Below are 16,404 nucleotides of genomic sequence, written 5' to 3'. Positions count from 1 at the left end.
AGACGTGCACTCAACTCGCACGTTGAGATGTGCCGGAGAGTGTGAAACGTTTAAGTCAGCGGTACGCTCACGAGCCGGTACGGGCGCAGCGTGACCGGCCCGAGCAGGCCGGACGCGAGCACCTGCCCGCGCGCGTTGGCGCCGGTGTTCGTGACCCGCACCCGGACGCGGTTGCGGCCGGGGCGCAGGGCGGCGCTCACGTCGACCCGGTAGGGCGGCCAGAGCCGTGACCCGGTAGCTGTGCCGTTGACTTCCACTTCGGCCACCTCGTGGACCTCGCCGAGGTCGAGCGTCCACCGCCGGCCGGGCACGGCGGGCAGGTCGAACTCCGTTTCGTACCAGGCGGATCCGGAGTACGCGGCGTCCACGTCGGTCCACGAGCCGAGCGGCCGCGTGGTCACCGGCGCGCCGGCGCGGTCGAAGTGGAACGTCCAGGCGCCGCCGAGCGCGACCGGCGCGAGCGAGTCGGAGACGGTCGCCGCGCCGGTGTAACGGCGAGCGCCGTCCGTCGCGGTGACGGTGATGCGGCCCGGCCCGGTCGCGCGCACGATCGCGCTCCGCCCGTCGATCCGCTCCACCGGCGCCGACGCGGACACCGCGTGCAAGGGTTCCCGTCCGCCGCGGAAGACCACCAGCAGCGCGGCTTTCGGCTCCAGCCGCAGGGAAACCGCCGTGCCGGCCCCGGCCTTGCGCCAGACACCCGCCGGGGTGGCCGCGCCGGTGTCGGGGTCCCACACCTCGGGCGTTCCGGTCGCCGGGAACGTCGCGGTCAGCTCGACGGCGTCGGCCCGTTCGCTCACCACGACGAACGCCTGCTCGCCGCGGTTTTCCAGGCGCAGCACCCGGATGTCGGCGTGCGGCGGGTCCAACGCGGCCGCCGCGCCACCGGCCGTGACCGCCGCGGCCGCCGCCGCACCCGGGTCGGCCGCCCGCGTCACCGAGCGCGCCGCGAACAACTCGGCCAAGGCGGCCCGCAGGCCCGCGTCGTCACCACCGGCTTCGCGGGCCGGTGGCGTGCCGATGACGACCACGGCGCCGCCGCCACGGGCGAACCGCGTCAGCGTCCGCACCGCGCCGAGCGCCAGGACCGGCGTCGCCGGCACCACCACGATCCGGTACGCCTGCTGCCCGACGACCAGGTTCGGCCCGCTCGGCCGGGCGTGGGTCACCAGCGCGGGGTCGGCGTCGAGCGCGCCCTCGTCGAGGAAGTCGAAGTCCACCTGGACGTCTTCGAGCGCGTGCGCGGTGGTGAGGAACGCCGTGTCGAGCTCGGCCATCGCCGGGGTGTCCTGAGTGGACTCCGCGGCGCGTTGTGGCTGCAGCAGGGCGGTCTGCGCGACGGCCGGCGCGCGGCAGGCTTCCATCAGCCTGCCGATCCAGTCGTTCAGCGGCGCGGACACCGGCCACCACGGGTTGGCGGGCTGGAACGGCGGTGGGTAGACGATCTGGCTCTCGTCGCTGAACCGCGCGTGCAGCAGCGTGTGGTTGACCCCGCGCACGGCGAACGCGCCGACGACCTCGCGCACGAACGCCGGGGTCACCGTCCACCCGGTGCCGCCCATGGCTTCGAGGTAGACGCGCTCGAGGCCCAGCTGGTGCGCCGTGCTGGCCGGGAAGCGCGACAGCGTGCGGTGGTAGCCGCGCTGGTAGTGGTCGAAGATCAGGTCGGTGCCGGGCCGCTGCGCCCACTGGTTGTTCGCGTTGAGGTTGCCGGAGCTCTGCAGCTGTTCGCCCGGGCCGTACTCGTCCCACAGCGGGTTGGAGATCAGCTCGAGGCCGTGGTCGGCCATCCACCGGCCCTGCGTGCGGTAGTAGGCGGCCGCGAACCGGTTGCTCACCGCGCGCCAGAACAGCCCGCGCAGGCGGAGGCCGTCCGCGCCGAGGTCGTCGTGCACCGCGGTCAGGGCGACCCCGGCCGACGTCCCGAGCCGGCCCAGTTCGGCGTCGAGGGTGGGGGACCAGGGGACGGTGTCGAAGGGGCCGTGCGCCGAGGCGAGGTACGGCTCGTCGTCGGCGAAGCCGCGTAGGACGGCTTTCCCGGCCCACGGGAAGCGGCGGACGTACTCGCCCGGCACGGCGTCGAGGAACAGCCGCACGGCCTCGTCGTCCAGGAGGTCCAGGTAGGCGCGGCCGGAGCCGGTGGGCGTGCTCAGCGGGCGGACGGTGAACAGGTCCAGCTGCCACCGCCCGGCCGGCGGCGTCCACGTCCCGCCCGCGCGGGCCTGGTTCGTGAGGTCCACGAGGGACTTCGGGTCGGTGGAGCCCGCCGGGCGGGCGGTCGCGGCGACCAGCGGCAGTCCGTCGGCGGGCAGGTCGAAGGCGTCGAGCGCGGCGGCGGTGTCGAAGGTTTCGTCGTACCGGACGGTTCCGGCGGGATCGCGGACGGTCAGGCGGTCCCACGAGGACCGCTGGCTCGCCACCGCGCGCACCCCGACGCGCCCGGCGGCGAAAGCGATGTCGGCCGGGGCCTGCGCGGTGCCGTCCAGCGCCACGGTCAGGTGCGTGCCCCGGACCGTGACGAGGAGTACGTGGTCCGCGCTCGCGTCGAAGCCCGGCACCGGAGTTCCGCTCCGGACCAGGGCGAAGGCGCCGCCGGTCTGCTGCCAGACGTCGACGGCGCCGTCGGCCCGCAGGTCGGCGAGGACGCCGTCGCCCTCGCTCGCGCTGCGCACCATCAGGCCCGCGGTCGCGCTCTCGACCCGGACCTTCGCTTCGACGTCGTAGTCCTGCCACTGGGCGCCTTGCCGCAGGAGGGTGACGCCGTCGCGGGCGGCGGCGTCGACGAGCAGCCGGCCGTCCGAAACGGACAGCCCGCGGCTGACCAAGGGCACCGGCGAGCCGCCGGTGGCCGTCAGCACCTGGTGCCCGACGCCTTTGAGCCGAAGGTCCGGCCGGGGCGGGTACACGCGGCCGCCGACGGTCCCGCCGTCGACGACGAGGCCGGCGGCGCGGCCGCTGGGGAAGTAGTCGTCGTTGAACAGCCAGAGGTGCATGCCGTGGCGCTGGGCCTCGCGGAGGGCGAATTCGATGACGGAGAACCAGTCTTCGGTGAAGAAGGCGGGTTTCAGAGCACCGGTTTCGAAGGGGAAGAGCAGGACTTCGTGCACGCCTTGACCACGCAGGTCGGCGAGCCCGGTGGCGACGAGGCCGGGCGTGACGGTGCCGTTCCAGAACCACAGCACGGTGGGGCGCGAGTCGGGCCGCGGGTCGGCGAAGCGGCCGGCGGAGAAGCCGCTGGTCGCCTCGGTCGCGGCTTCGGCGGCGGGGATCCGGAGGGCCACCCCGGTGGCGACGGCGAGCGTGAGCGCCTGCCGCCGGGACAGCCGCACGCCGGTGGTGGGCATGATCCGCACTTCGTCGTGCTCGGTCATGAAGCTCCCCAGCTGAATTGAAACGATTCAATGAGCAAGTAATTTACGTGACCCGCATCACGCGCGTCAAGGTCTGATCGGGGGTGAACAGGTGAGAGTCCGATGTGGACGTTCGGGTGGTGGCCCCGGGCGTGCCCGGGCAAGCGAAAATGCCGGGGCACTACCGCCCGGATCGAGCCGCCGCAGCTGGTGTCGCGCGTTGCAATTCGTTCGACGGTGGAACGGGTTCGCCGGCTGAAGCTCCGGCGACGGTTCCGCCGTCGGGGTCGCGTCACGGCCAGGGGCCCTCGGTGCTCGTCGATGGAGGATTCCGGCCACCCGGCGTCCCCGAAGCCGCCATCGACACCTCGCGGCCAGGCCCCCGCCGGCCCGAGCCGCCGCTAGTGGGGTGTGTTCCGCGCGTACTCCGTCAGCTCGCCCCGGTTCTGCAGGTTCGACTTCGCCATCAAGCTCGCCACGTGCTTCTCCACCGTGCGCGGCGAAATGTGCAGCCGGCGGGCGATGTCCTTGTTGCCCATGTTGTCCGCCAGCAGCTGCAGCACCTCGTACTCGCGCACCGTCACCCCGGCCGAGCGCAAGGTGGCCGGGAGGCGGTCCGAGCCCGTGCGGCGCTGGCCGACCGGGGCGCCGATCTTGCGCAGCAGGCCGCGGCACGCGCTCGCGACCGCCGTCACCTCCGCCTGGTGGAAGTACTCCTCGGCCTCTTTCAGCCACGTCACCGGGTCGCCCCAGCCGTCGGCCGAGGCGGACTCCGCCACCATCCGCAGCCCCAGGTGCCTGCTCACCGGGAACGGGGCCGCCGCCTCGATCGCCGCCGCCACCGCCGCGTCGGCCTGCTCCGGTTCTCCCGCGCGGCCGTGGCGGACCGCGTCGCCGAGCAGGACGAACTGGCGGTTCCAGCGCATCCCGCTCACCGCCGCCCGCGGCCGGGTCACCTCCGGCTCCGTCCCGTCCAGCGCCTCGACCAGCAGCCGCAGGCCGTGCTGGCCGGCCAGGTGGAAGCGACTCGGCTGCCGCTCCTCCAGGGCCAGCACCTGGTCCAGCTCGCGGCGGGCGCGTTCGGCGTCCTCCTCGAGCAGGGAACAGAACACCTGGGCCAGCCCGACGCTGAGGACGAGCTCCTGTGCTCCGGTGCCGCCCGCCGTGCGGAAGTCCTCGAGCGCGCGGTCCATCCGCGGCCGGTCCGCCTGGTGGGCGGCCACCATCGCGCGCGTCATGTGCGTGTACTGCAGCAGCGCGACCAGGCCGAGCCGGCCGAGCACCGCGAGGTTCTCGTCGAGGATCGTGTCGGCCTGCGCGAACTCGCCGCGCATCGCCGCGTGCACCGCGCGGCTCGCGTCGACCGCGCAGGTCAGCGTGATCGCGCCGGTGCGCTGGGCCTCCGCGCGGGCCAGGTCGAACGTGCGGACGTCGCCCTCGGCCAGCATCCGGTGCCCGCCGAGCCGCACGAGCACCTGGGTGCGCAGGTGCGTCAGCTGGTGCTGTTCGGCCAGCCGCCGCGCCAGCTGCAGGTAGCGCTCGGCTTCGGCGAGGTCGGTCTCCAGCGCCACCATGCCGAGGACCTGCAGCGCCTGGCACGACACGAACGGCACTCCGGCGCGCTCGGCGACCTCCCACGCCTGCTCGGCCAGCTTCCGGGCCCGCTCGGTGTGCGCCGGGCCCGGGATGTCCAGCCACAGCGTCGCTTCGACGGCGTCCAGCCCCGCCTTCTGCTCTTCGGTGATCTCGCCGCCGAGCGGCGCGCGGGCCTGCTCGATCTGGTTGAGGCACTCGTCGTGCCGCCCGCCGATGTAGGCCGCCCACGCCAGCTGGATGTGCAGGTCGACCGCCCGTTCCAGACGGCCGATCTCGGCGAAGCGGGCGGAGAACTCGACGGCCCGGTCGAACTGGCCGGTCTGCCCGAGCGCGTGCAGCAGGGTCTCCAGGGCGTCGGCGCGGTCGTCCGGGCCGGCCGCGGCCAGCAGCTCGACGGCGCGGGTCAGCATGGTCACCGCGGTGTCGGCCGCGCCGCCGTCGAGCGCGCGGCGGCCGGCCTCGGCGAACAGCCGGCCGGCGCCGGGGTGGTCCATCGCCGTCAGCCGCAGCGCCGCGGCCAGCGCGCACAGCTCGCCCGGCAGGCCGGGGTGCAGGAGTTCGACGGCGTCGGCGGCCCGGCGCGCCAGGTTCGCCTTCGTCGACGGCACGAGCCGGGCCAGCAGGGCCTCGGCGGTCAGCGGGTGGCGGAAGGCGTACCAGCCGGGCGTGGTCTCGTCGGTGGTGACCAGGTGCGCCGCGACGCTCGCGCTGATGTGGTTGTGCAGCATGCGGTCGTCCATGTCGGTCACCGCCTGCACGACCGACAGCGGGAACCGCCGGCCCAGCACGGCGGCCACCGAAAGCAGCGTCTCGCCGTCCGAGCCGAGTGCGTCGACGCGGGTGGCGATGCTGCTGATCAGCGCCTCCGGCACGCGGGCCTGCAGCTCGCCGACGACCTGCCAGCCGCCCGCCCCACCGACGAGCAGGCCGTCGCCGAGCATGCCGTGCAGCAGCTCCTCGACGACGAACGGGACGCCCTCGCTGTTCTGCCACAACAGGTTCGCGACGGCGGCCGGGACCGCGGCCGGCTCGGTCTCCAGGCAGGCGGCCGCGAACTCGCGGGTGCGCTCGGCGTCGAGCCGGGCCAGTTCGAAGGTGTGGCTGGACGAGCGCTGCGCCGCCGCGGTCGCCAGCCGCAGCGCCTCGCCCGGCTCGCCGCGCAGGGTGCCGATCAGCATGACCCGGCTCGACGCCAGGTTGTCGACGAGGTACTCGACGATGAACAGGGTCTCGGCGTCGGCGTTGTGCAGGTCCTCCAGCACGATCAGGCAGCCGCCTTCGCGACCGGCCACCGACAGCAGCCGGAACACGGCTTCGGCCAGCACGAGCAGGTTCCCGTTGTCGTGCGGCCGGTCGCCGCGGTACCAGTCGGGCACGAGCCGGGCGAGCACCGGCACGAGCGGGTCGAGCTCGGGCGCGGCGGGCGGGAGACCGCCGCGGAAGTGCGAAAGCAGGGCTTCGGCCAGTGGCCGGAACGGCACCATCGGGCCGATCGAGCTGGCTCGTCCGCGTAGCACCGGGAGCCCGGTCGCCAGGGCCCGCGAGGCGACGTCGGCGGCGAGCCGGGACTTCCCGATCCCGCCTTCGCCGACAAGGAAGAAGGCCCCACCGTGGTCGGTGCGGGCCTTCTCCAGAGCCTGGGACAGTGCGCCGAGCTCCCTGTCGCGTCCGATGAGACGCGTCGACCGGATGCCCATCGCGGTCACTATAACCGGACTGGCCACATCCGGACGTAGGTCGAATTACCGACGCCCCGGTGTCTCACTGTTCGGTGAAGCCGCCCGTGACGACCGTGATGTCCATCGTGGTCAGCGAGTTCTGGCTCACGCGCGCCGTTTTGCCGGACAGCGCGTGGTTGCGGGCGCCGGTGCGGGAGGTCCGGGGGAGGGTCAAGTCGCCGATCGGGTTGTCCGGGCCGGCGAAGTCGTGCTGGGTCATGCGGGTGGCTCCACTCTCGGTAGTGCTGGGGGCGGGAACGGCTACTGGGGGAACGCGATGCTGACGGTGAAGACCGGGGTGATGTCCAGGGTGTCGGCGCCGTTGTGGCTCAGCCGCGCGGTCCGGCCGGCGAGGGCGCGGTTGCGGGCGCCGGTCCGGGTCGGCACCGGGAGGGTCGGGTCGCCGACGGGGTTGTCCGAGCCGGTGAAGTCGTACTCGCTCATGGCGTGTTCTCCGCTTTCTGTCGCAATCGGGGCAGGGGACGGACGTCAGAGGGCGAAGGTGCCGTTGGTGACGACGGTGGGGCCACCGAGCGTCTCGAGGGTCATCCCGGAGAGCCGGGGCCGGGTGCCGGCCAGCGCCTGGTTGCGGGCACCGCGGCGGTTCGCGCGGGGGAGCACCAGGGCACCGACGGTGGCTTCGACGGTCTCGGCGGTGGTTTCGGGCATCGGTCGTTCTCTCCTCAGGGCGGGACGGTGGGGACGGGTGCGGATCAGGGGCTCAGCGGGTCGGGGGTTGCAGGAGCAGGGCGGACGGGACGCGGGGGCCGAAGCCCAGGCGCAGCAGGCCGTAGCCGATGCCGGCCAGGCCGGTCAGCAGGCCGGGGGACGGGACGCCGTCGGGGGTGCCGCAGCGCGCGCCGTCCTGTTCGACGGCGGTGAGCAGCTGCCCGGTGCGGGTGGCGACCGCGGCGGCGGCGCCGAGGTGCCCGGTGTCGGCGAGGAAGCCGAGAACGTCGGTGATGCCGGTTTCGCCGTGGCAGAGGCTCAGGTCGCGCAGCGGGTCCTGGGCGGCGAGGGCCGCGACCTGCTCGTCGAGGCCGCCGAGCACCGCGGGCTGGCCGGCGTAGGCCAGCACCTGCCCGGCCAGGCCGGAACACCATCCGTGCCCGGTGGCGGCCTTCGCGGGCGGCAGGGTCGCCGTCTCGCGCGGGTAGCCGGCGAGGGCCCAGTCGACGCCGGCCGCGCCGTGCGCGAACCCGGGGTCGGCGAGGTCGGGGTCGAGGGAGCGGACGGCGAGCTCGGCCGCGTAGGCGGCGGCCAGCAGCGTGGCTTCGGCGAGCCCGGTCTGGGTGGCCACCGAGCGCAGCGCGACCAGGCCGCCGGCCAGGCCGGTGGTGTAGCGCGGCGACGTCTCGGGCGTCGGGGCGGGCATGACCGCGACCGTGCGAGCGGTCAGGTCGAGCAGGTCCGGGCGGTCGAGCAGCCGGGCGAGCCGGGCCGTGGCGTAGGCGACGCCGCCGAGCCCCAGCAGCCCGCCGGGCCCGGCCGCGGCGGCGAGCTCCGGGTCGGCCTCCAGCGCCGACACCAGCCACGGCAGGCCGGAAAGCGCCTTCCCGGCCAGGTCGCGGTAGCGGTCGATGCCGGTCAGCTCGGCCAGCTGCGCGAGGAACAGCGCGACGCCGGTGTAGCCCTCGCCGAGCCCGGCGCCCATCGGCAGCACGGTCCAGTATTTCTCGTCGACGAGCTCCAGGCCCACCCAGTTGACCCGGCCGCCGGCCGAGGACGCCCGGGCGATGATCGCGTCGGCGACCCCGCACGCCGCCGAAAGCAGGTGCGCGGGCTCGGGGCTCTTGCTCGGCAGGACCCGGTCGGTGACCCCGGTGCCCGCGTGCGTCTCGGCCGCCGGGCGGGTCGCCAGCGCCGCGGAGATCAGCCACTCCTGGTCGCGGCGGTCGATCGTGGTCATCCCGGCGACCTTCGCGCGGACCGTCGTCAGCGGCGGTTCGCCCAGGAGCCCGGGGAGGCGGTTCCCGTCGGCGTCCCAGAGGTCCGCGGATCCGGGCCGGCCGATGAACATCGGGACGTCGCCCGCCCACAGGTCGGTGAGCTCGGCGGCGACGAGGCCGCGGCGGACGTCGTCGGTGCTGTCGTCGTGCAGCAGCCCGAACGCGTCGTCGCGGGCGTCGGCGCCGGCCAGCAGCGACGGGTGCGTGGTCTCGTCGAGCAGCCGCGTGTAGAAGCTGGTCGGGCGCACCAGGACGCGGATCCCCGCGCCGGCGCAGCGGTCCAGCAGGGCGGTGAACTCCGCCGCACCGGCGGCGATCGCGTCGTAGCCGGCGCGGAACCCGGCCAGCAGCGCGGCCCCGTGCTCGGCCGGTTCGACGTCGACGCCGCCGAGGGTCGGCCGGTTGACGCCGGTGCCGACCCCGCCGGGCACCCGGGTCAGCCGCATCCGGTCGGTGCCGGCGTCGAGCCAGTCGACGCGGGTCAGCGCCGGGCCCGCCGCGCGGCCGCCGCCGAGGCCGGAGATGTCGACCGCGCCGTGCTCGCCGACGATCATCTGCGGCAGCAGCAGCGTCCGGTGCACCGACCGCGCGAGCAGCTCGGAAGCGGGGTCGACCTCGGTCTCTTCGGCCGGCAGCACCGGCTGGAAGAGCGTTTCGATGTCGATCAGCACGGGCTGGTCGCCGGCGGCGATGATGTTCTCGAAGTGCACGTCGGTGCCGTCGAGGGCGTGCAGCAGGGCGAGCAGCACGCCCTGGCGGCGGTAGAACCGGTCCACCTCGGTGAGGTCGGCGCACGGCCGGTGCTCGACGAAGCGCAGCCAGCCGTAGCCGGGGCGCACCAGGACGTCGACCGTGCGCAGCTCGAGGCCGGGCACGCGCGGGTTGAGCCACTCCACCAGGCCGGTGAACGCCGCGTGCAGGTCGAGCGGGCGGGGCTTGTAGATGACGCGCGCGCCGCCGGCGAACCGCAGCTCGCGGACCGAGCGGCCGCGCTGGTGGGCGTCCCCGGTGCCGCCGCTGATCTCGACCAGCGTGCCGGGCTCGGCGCCGATGAACGCGGCGAGGTCGGCACGGTCGGCGGTGAAGCGGTCGAGCAGTTCGGTGACCGACTCGATCGCGTGCAGCGAAGCCTGCGCGGCGAGCCGGGCGAGCACGGGGTAGCGGTGCAGCAGGTCGGTGAGCCCGGCCGGGGTGCCGGTCTGCCGGACGAAGCCGGCGAACCGCGCTTCCGGCGTTTCCCCCGTGAGGAGCTCCGCGCGGCGGGCCCGGCCGAGTTCCAGCACCAGCGTGCGGGCGGCGAGCCCGGCGAGCTGGTGACCCAGCCCCGCGGCGCACCCGCCGGCGATCGCGGTGGCGTCGACGGCGGGCGAAGCCGCTGCGGCGCCGGCGATCGCGGCGCGGGCCGCGTCGGTGAAGGGGCGGAACACCGCGGCGAACGCGGTGCGCCAGTCCGGACCGGTCGCCGGAGCGGCGGGCCGGGCCGACGTGAGCGCCGTCTCGGCGAAGTCCACCCACGCGGGGCGGACGCCGTCCGGACGCCGCTCCTGCGTGGTCAGCGCCGCCGCCCACCAGGTGGGCGGGAGCGTCGTGGTCGCCGGGTTCGGCTGCGGGGGAATCACGGGATCGAGCATGGCAGCGGGTGACGCCGGTTACATGGGGGTGCTACGCCCGCATTCCCGCGCGGCATGGGGGCGTATTAGGGGTTCATGGGGGCGCCGCCGGCGAAACGCCTGGTCGCGGACTACGTGCTTGCCCTGAATGGACGTGGCGGTTGGTCCGTTCGGTGGGCGGGCCCGACAGGGGTTGACGAGGGCGCGCACCGGCTCGATCCCCCGTGCGGGGCACCCCCGGCCCCCTGTCTCCGCGGTCGCGCGCGCGGCCGCGTCGCCCGCGCGCGAGGCGGACTCCGGTGCCGGGAGCGGCACCGGAATGCGGGGCCGCCGCACCCATGTGCGCGGGCCGCCGGCCGATGACGATTCGTCGTGAGAAGTTCGCGGCTCGCCCCGCGGACGTTCCCCGAACACACAGGGAGCGACGCACGATGACCACGTTCCAGATCGAGCAGACCCCCGACGGGCCCGGCGTGGCCGCCGGGTCCCCGCTCAAGTTCGTCCTGTCCAGCGTCCAGTCCGACTCGCACATGTGGAACCTCGTCGCCCTCCAGCTGATCATGGAGGAGATGGGGCACGAGGTGGTCAACCTCGGCGCCTGCGTCCCGGTCGAGCGGCTGCTGGCCGCCTGCCGCGCCGAGCGGCCGGACTGCCTGGTGATCAGCACCATCAACGGCCACGGCCACGTCGACGGCGCCCGGGTGATCTCCGCCCTGCGCGCCGACGCCGAGCTGGCCGGCCTGCCCGCCGTCATCGGCGGCAAGCTCGGCGTCCAGGGCGACGCCAACGCCGGGCTGGAGACCGAGCTGCTGGCACTGGGCTACGACGCGGTGTTCCACGTCGGCGCCGGTGACTCCGGCCAGGCGATCGAGTCGTTCCGCGAGTTCGTCGCGGCGAACGTCCGGACCTTGCGGTGACCGCTGCCCGGTCGGTGTTCAGCGGCTTCGTGGCCGAGCACCGGCGCCGCCGGACGCTGCTCGTCCAGCCGCGCATGGGGTTCTCCGACCCCGCCACGATGCGCCGCGGGCTGCGCGCGGTCGCCGAGGCGGGCGTGCCGGCCGTCGGCACCGTGACCCTGGACAGCTACACCCGCACCGGGCAGCACGACCTCGCCGCCATGTCGATCGCCTCCGGCGTCCCGCTCAACGGCTACCCGCTGGTGGCGCTGGGCCCGGCCGTCACCGCCGAGCTGGTGGACGGCCTGTACGGCCCGCGCTTCCCGGTCCAGGTGCGGCACGGGTCGGCGCAGCCGGAGGACATCTTCGCCGCGATGCTCGAAGCCGGGCTCGACGCCTCCGAGGGCGGGCCGGTCTCCTACTGCCTGCCCTACAGCAGCGTGCCGCTGCGGACGGCGGCGAAGTCGTGGTCGCGCTCGGCGTCGCTGCTGGCCGGGCAGGCCGTCGAGTGCCACCTGGAGAGCTTCGGCGGCTGCATGCTCGGGCAGCTGTGCCCGCCGGGCCTGCTCGTCGCGCTGTCGGTGCTCGAGTGCCTGTTCTTCGTCGAGCACGGCGTGCGCAGCGTATCGGCCAGCTACGCGCAGCAGACCAGCCCGGAGCAGGACGCCGAAGCGCTGTGGGCGATGCGGCGGCTCTGCGCCGAGGAACTGTCCACTGTGGACTATCATATCGTGCTCTACACGTACATGGGCCTGTTCCCGGAGTCCGCGGCCGGGGCCCGGGAGCTGGTCGCCGAGAGCGTCCGGCTGGCCGTGCGCACCGGCACCGAGCGGCTGATCGTCAAGACCACGGCGGAAGCACACCGGATCCCCACCGTCGAAGAGAACGTCGAGGCCCTGCGGCTGGCCCACGCCACCGCGCTGGACCAGCCGGCTCCGGCCGCCCCCACATCAGAGGACACCGAGGTGTACGCGCAGGCGCGGCGGCTCGTCGACGAGGTGCGCTCGCTCGCCCCGACGCTGGCCGAGGCGCTGCCGGCGGCGTTCGAACGCGGCCTGCTCGACGTCCCGTACTGCCTGCACCCCGACAACGGCGGCGAAACCCGGTGCGTGCTCGACGACGAAGGCCGCCTGCAGTGGTGGCACACCGGCCGGATGCCGCTGCCGCCCGCGCTGGGCGGCCGCCGCGGTCACGACCGGGTCAGCGCGACCCGGCTGCTCGCCGACCTGTCCTACCACCGCCGAAGGCTCGACCCGGTCCTGTCCTGATCCGTCCCGACCAGCTGGGAGTGAAAACGCCATGGAGTACACCGATCCGCCGGACCCGCGTACGCACCTGACCTCGGAGACCACGCGGCACGTGCTGGGCCTCCAGCACAAGATGCTCACCGAGGCGCGCGCGTTCCTCGGCGCCCGCGGCTTCACCGAGCTGCTGCCGCCGGTGATCGGCCCGGTCACCGACCCCGGCGGCCGCGGCGCGAAGCAGGTCGACGTCGACTTCTACGGCCACCGCTACAAGCTGATGACCAGCGCGATCCTGTACAAGCAGGCGTCGCTGCTCGGCTTCTCGAAGATCTTCTACGTCGCGCCGAACGTGCGGCTGGAGCCCCTGGAGACGGCGAACACGAGCCGGCACCTGGCCGAGTTCCACCAGCTCGACGTCGAGGTCGCCGGGGCGTCCCGCGACGACGTGCTCGACCTGCTGCAGGACCTGGTGGCGCACGTGGTGCGCCGCGTCGTCGAGGACGCGGGCGACGTACTGGAGGCGCTCGGCCGCGACTCGGGCGCGTTCACCGACCTGCTCGGCGGCGCGTTCGGCCGGCTGCCGCACGCCACCGCCGTCGAGACGCTGCGCGAGCTCGGGCACCCGCAGAGCGCGGACGCCGAGATCGACTGGGCGGGCGAAGCGATCCTGTCGGAGAAGCACGCGCGGCCGTTCTTCCTCGTCGACTACCCGAAGGGGTCGCGCGGGTTCTACGACCGCGAAAGCACTTCTGTTGCCGGCGTCCTGCGCAACTTCGACCTGATCGCGCCGGAGGGCTACGGCGAGCTGTGCAGTGGCAGCGAGCGTGAGCACGACTACGGCCGGATCGTCACGCGGATGCGGGAGACCGGCGAGAACCCGGCGAAGTACGCGTGGTACCTCGACCTGGTCCGGGCCGGGATCCCGGCGAGTGCCGGGTTCGGCCTGGGCGTGCAGCGGTTCACCCGGTACGTGGCCGGGCTGGACGCGGTGTGGCAGGCGACGGCGTTCCCGAAGCTGCCGGGGGTGGTCTCGCCGTGACCGCGCTGCACGCCTCCGGGTTCCCCGCCGACCAGGTCCGGGAGCGGGCCCGTTCCGGCGCCGCGGCGGTGTTCCCTGACGCTTCTTCTTACGGGACATCGTTGTTCGGCGACGCTCCTTCTTTTTCGTCGGACGTTCTTGACGAGGCGCGGCTGGTCCCGCCGGTGTTCGTACCGCGGCGGCTGGAGAAGCTGATCGAGCTGGGCCGCGAGCCGTTGTACGGCGACGTCTCCCTGTCGACGTCGATCGGCGGGTTCGAGTCTTCGCTGCCGCTGTACCTGTCGGCATTCGGCTCGACGCAGGTCGCCGGTGCCGGGCTGGGCGCGGCGGCTTCGGCGCAGGCGGCGCGGCTCGGGATCCCGATGGTGATCGGCGAGAACGTCGTCCCGGTGCACGGCCACGGTCGTGCGGGCGGAGCGTCGGCCGGGACGCTGCTGGAGCGGATGCGGGCGTACGCGGACGCGGTGCCCGACGGGCTCGGCGGGGTGGTCGTCCAGCAGAGCACCGAGGACGCGGACGCGGAGGTGTGGAACCTCGTGTACTCGGACCCGTCGGCGGCATCGCTGCTGGAGTCCGGGAGGTTGGCGTTCGAGCTGAAGGTGGGGCAGGGCGCGAAGCCGGGGCTCGGCGGGATGACGCTGGTCTCGCCTGCTGTCGCCGCTTCGCTGTCTTCTCAGTACGCGGTCGATCTGTCGCTGGGCTCTTCGGTGTTGCGGAGCAGTTCGCCGGGGACGTTCACCGACGAGATCCTCCGTCAGCAGATCCGCTTGATGCGCAACAACTTCCCGCGCGCCGGGGTGTGGGTGAAGCTCCCGCCGGGCCGCGATGTGGCGTTCGCGGCATCGGTGGCGTGGGCGGCGGGAGCCTCGGCGGTGACGGTCGACGGCGCGGAGGGCGGGTCGGGCTGGGCCCCGCTGTCGTTCGCTTCGGTCGGCCTGCCGCTGGCGGAGTGCTTGTCCCGCATCGGTGTGCCGGCGGGGTGCTTGCTGGCCTCGGGCCGCATGTGGGAGGGCACGCGAGTGGCAAAGGTCCTGGCATTGGGAGCCCGCGCGGCAGGCCTCGGCCGCGCGGCGCTGCTGGCGGTGGACACGGACCCGGCTTCCGGGCTGCTCCGGTTCGTTGAGGCCTTGGCGCTGGAGCTGCGGATGCTGCTCAGCGCGCTGGGCCAGTACCGCGCCGACGCGCTGACGCCCGAGGACGTGTGGTTCCCGGGGACGCCGGACCGAGTCCGCGAGCAGGTGCTGTCATGACGGCGGTCGAGGAGCCCCGCGCGGCGGAACTCGACCCGCCGACCGGGCCGCGTTTGGCGGAGACCGGTTCGCGAACCCCGGCGGCAGCCGGGCCGCACCTGGCGCCTGCGCGGGCCGGGGCGCCGGGCATTGCTGCGGCCAAGCGCACCACCGCACCGGCCAAGCCGGGCGCGGCCGAGCCCGCCACCACCGCGCCAGCAGCCGAGCCGCACCCGGCGCCTGGGCCGGCCGGGGTCACGGGGGCGTTGGGCATCGCTGCCGCGAATCGCGCCACCGTGGTGGCCGAGCCGGCCGCCGCTGCCGAGCCCGTCCCCACCGCAGGCAAAGCCCTCCCTGCTCCCTTCCTCGGCCTCGTCCTGGCCATGGGCCTGTCCTCCTTCGGCGACGCGGTCTGGCTCATCGCCCTCTCCGTCACCCTCGTCGGCACCGCCGGACCGGCCCTCGCCGGCCTCGTCCTCGCCCTCGGTTCCCTCCCCAAAGTCCTCACCCTCCTCGTCGGCGGCGCCGTCGCCGACCGCACCGGACCCAGGCGCGTCCTCATCACCACCGACCTCGTCCGCGCCGGGGCCATGCTCGCCGGGGCCGCCGCCGTCCTCGTGGTCGGGCCGCAGCTTCCTCTCCTCGCCGGGCTCATCGTCGTCATGGCCGTGGCCAGTGCCTTCTTCATCCCCGCCTCCGATGCCCTGCGCCCGAACCTGCTCCCGCCCGAACACCTCGTGCGCGGCAACGCCGTCTACCTCGCCGCCGTGCGGGGCGGGCAAGCCGCCGGTGGGGCGCTCGGGTCTTGGCTGGCCGGGCTCGGGGGGCTCGTCACCGTCGCCGTCGTCAACGGCGTCAGCTTCGGGATCTCCGCCCTCGCCGCCGGCAACACCAAGACGCTGACCAGCAACGAACCCCGGGAACGCGTCAAGGTCAAGCAGCTCGGCAAGGAGATCGGCGAAGGCTGCCGGTACGTCGCACGACGGCCCGCCCTGCGGACCGCCATGATCGTCACCGGCCTCCTCGAGCTCAGCGGGGCCGGCCCGATCAACCTCGGTCTCGTCCTCCTCGGCGGCACCCACGGCGCCGGCTGGCTGCTCACCGCCATGACGCTCGGCGCCTCCCTCGCCTTCGTCGTCTCGGTCAAGTGGCCGCCCCGCGGGAAAGCCGGACGGCTCGCCACCGCGGGCCTCGCCGCCCAGGCCGGCTGCCTCGCGCTGCTGGCCAGCGGGAACCTCGCCGTCGGCGTCGCCGCCTTCTTCACCCTCGGCCTGGTCGCCGGGCTCACCGCGCTCGTGCTCGTCAGCCTCGCCCAGCGGTGGGCGACCCCCGAGATGCGCGGGCGCGTCATGTCGATCCTCGCGCTGTTCACCCTCGCCGCCACCCCGGTCGGCAACCTGCTGATCGGCGTGCTCACCGAGGCGATCGGCGTCCCGCTCACCATGTTCGCCCACGCCGCGGTCGCGCTCGTCGCGCTCGCCCTGCTCGTCGCCACCCCGGCACTCGGCCGGGCCGCCCTCACAGAGGAGAAGAAGTCATGACCAACCCCTTCGAAGACGAGAACGCCACCTTCCTGGTCCTGGTCAACGCCGAGAACCAGCACTCGCTCTGGCCGTCCACTGTGGACGTCCCGGCCGGCTGGCGCACCGTGCACGGCGAGGACACCCGCGCCGCGTGCCTGGAGTACGTCGAGACGCACTGGACCGACCTGCGCCCGGCGAGCCTCGTCGCCTCGATGCGCTGACCCCCACCCGCCGGCAGAAACCGAACTGG

Annotated in this window: 12 protein-coding genes; 6 read left to right on the top strand and 6 right to left on the bottom strand. The window is 74.1% G+C overall.

Annotated features, from left to right (window positions below; all coding sequences use genetic code 11):
- Positions 1-50: 50 nt before the first annotated feature.
- The 6 genes from QSK39_RS18905 to QSK39_RS18880 form a co-directional block, all read right to left on the bottom strand.
- Positions 51-3,371 carry a glycosylhydrolase-like jelly roll fold domain-containing protein gene (locus QSK39_RS18905; RefSeq protein ID WP_285479061.1) on the bottom strand — a complete coding sequence of 1,107 codons (3,321 nt, stop codon included), beginning with the start codon at positions 3,369-3,371 and terminating at the stop codon, positions 51-53.
- 380 nt (positions 3,372-3,751) lie between these two features.
- On the bottom strand, positions 3,752-6,643 hold the full coding sequence (locus QSK39_RS18900; protein ID WP_285479060.1) for a helix-turn-helix transcriptional regulator: 2,892 nt from the start codon (positions 6,641-6,643) through the stop codon (positions 3,752-3,754).
- 64 nt (positions 6,644-6,707) lie between these two features.
- A complete protein-coding gene (locus QSK39_RS18895; RefSeq protein ID WP_285479059.1) occupies positions 6,708-6,884 on the bottom strand; it encodes a hypothetical protein in 177 nt (58 codons plus the stop codon).
- Between the two features lie 41 nt (positions 6,885-6,925).
- The gene (locus tag QSK39_RS18890) at positions 6,926-7,108 is read right to left on the bottom strand and encodes a hypothetical protein (RefSeq protein WP_285479058.1); all 183 of its coding nucleotides are present in this window, start codon (positions 7,106-7,108) and stop codon (positions 6,926-6,928) included.
- Between the two features lie 45 nt (positions 7,109-7,153).
- Positions 7,154-7,333: a hypothetical protein gene (locus QSK39_RS18885; RefSeq protein WP_285479057.1), complete on the bottom strand. Its 180-nt coding sequence runs from the start codon at positions 7,331-7,333 to the stop codon at positions 7,154-7,156.
- 52 nt (positions 7,334-7,385) lie between these two features.
- Positions 7,386-10,232, bottom strand: coding sequence for a type 2 lanthipeptide synthetase LanM family protein (locus tag QSK39_RS18880; RefSeq protein ID WP_285479056.1), 2,847 nt, complete (start codon positions 10,230-10,232; stop codon positions 7,386-7,388).
- A gap of 422 nt (positions 10,233-10,654) precedes the next feature.
- On the opposite strand from QSK39_RS18880, the gene QSK39_RS18875 reads away from it, so the two are divergent.
- Genes QSK39_RS18875 through QSK39_RS18850 form a run of 6 tightly spaced genes read left to right on the top strand, consistent with a single transcriptional unit; the run spans position 10,655 to position 16,375 of the window.
- Positions 10,655-11,140 carry a cobalamin B12-binding domain-containing protein gene (locus QSK39_RS18875; protein WP_285479055.1) on the top strand — a complete coding sequence of 162 codons (486 nt, stop codon included), beginning with the start codon at positions 10,655-10,657 and terminating at the stop codon, positions 11,138-11,140.
- Entirely contained in the window at positions 11,137-12,387 is a 1,251-nt protein-coding gene (locus QSK39_RS18870; protein WP_285479054.1) for a methylaspartate mutase, read from the top strand. Before QSK39_RS18875 ends, QSK39_RS18870 begins: the two co-directional genes overlap by 4 nt.
- A 31-nt stretch (positions 12,388-12,418) precedes the next feature.
- Positions 12,419-13,402, top strand: coding sequence for an asparagine synthetase A (locus QSK39_RS18865; protein ID WP_285479053.1), 984 nt, complete (start codon positions 12,419-12,421; stop codon positions 13,400-13,402).
- Complete coding sequence (locus QSK39_RS18860) at positions 13,399-14,652, top strand: glutamate synthase-related protein (RefSeq protein WP_285479052.1); 1,254 nt, start codon at positions 13,399-13,401, stop codon at positions 14,650-14,652. Before QSK39_RS18865 ends, QSK39_RS18860 begins: the two co-directional genes overlap by 4 nt.
- On the top strand, positions 14,649-16,172 hold the full coding sequence (locus tag QSK39_RS18855; protein ID WP_285479051.1) for an MFS transporter: 1,524 nt from the start codon (positions 14,649-14,651) through the stop codon (positions 16,170-16,172). Before QSK39_RS18860 ends, QSK39_RS18855 begins: the two co-directional genes overlap by 4 nt.
- A complete protein-coding gene (locus QSK39_RS18850; RefSeq protein WP_285479050.1) occupies positions 16,169-16,375 on the top strand; it encodes an MbtH family protein in 207 nt (68 codons plus the stop codon). Before QSK39_RS18855 ends, QSK39_RS18850 begins: the two co-directional genes overlap by 4 nt.
- Positions 16,376-16,404: the final 29 nt, after the last annotated feature.

Origin of the sequence: Amycolatopsis sp. NBRC 101858 (genome assembly GCF_030269325.1) — a bacterium.
In the GTDB taxonomy this organism is placed as follows: domain Bacteria; phylum Actinomycetota; class Actinomycetes; order Mycobacteriales; family Pseudonocardiaceae; genus Amycolatopsis; species Amycolatopsis ponsaeliensis.
This window is presented reverse-complemented; position numbering and strand designations above follow the sequence as displayed.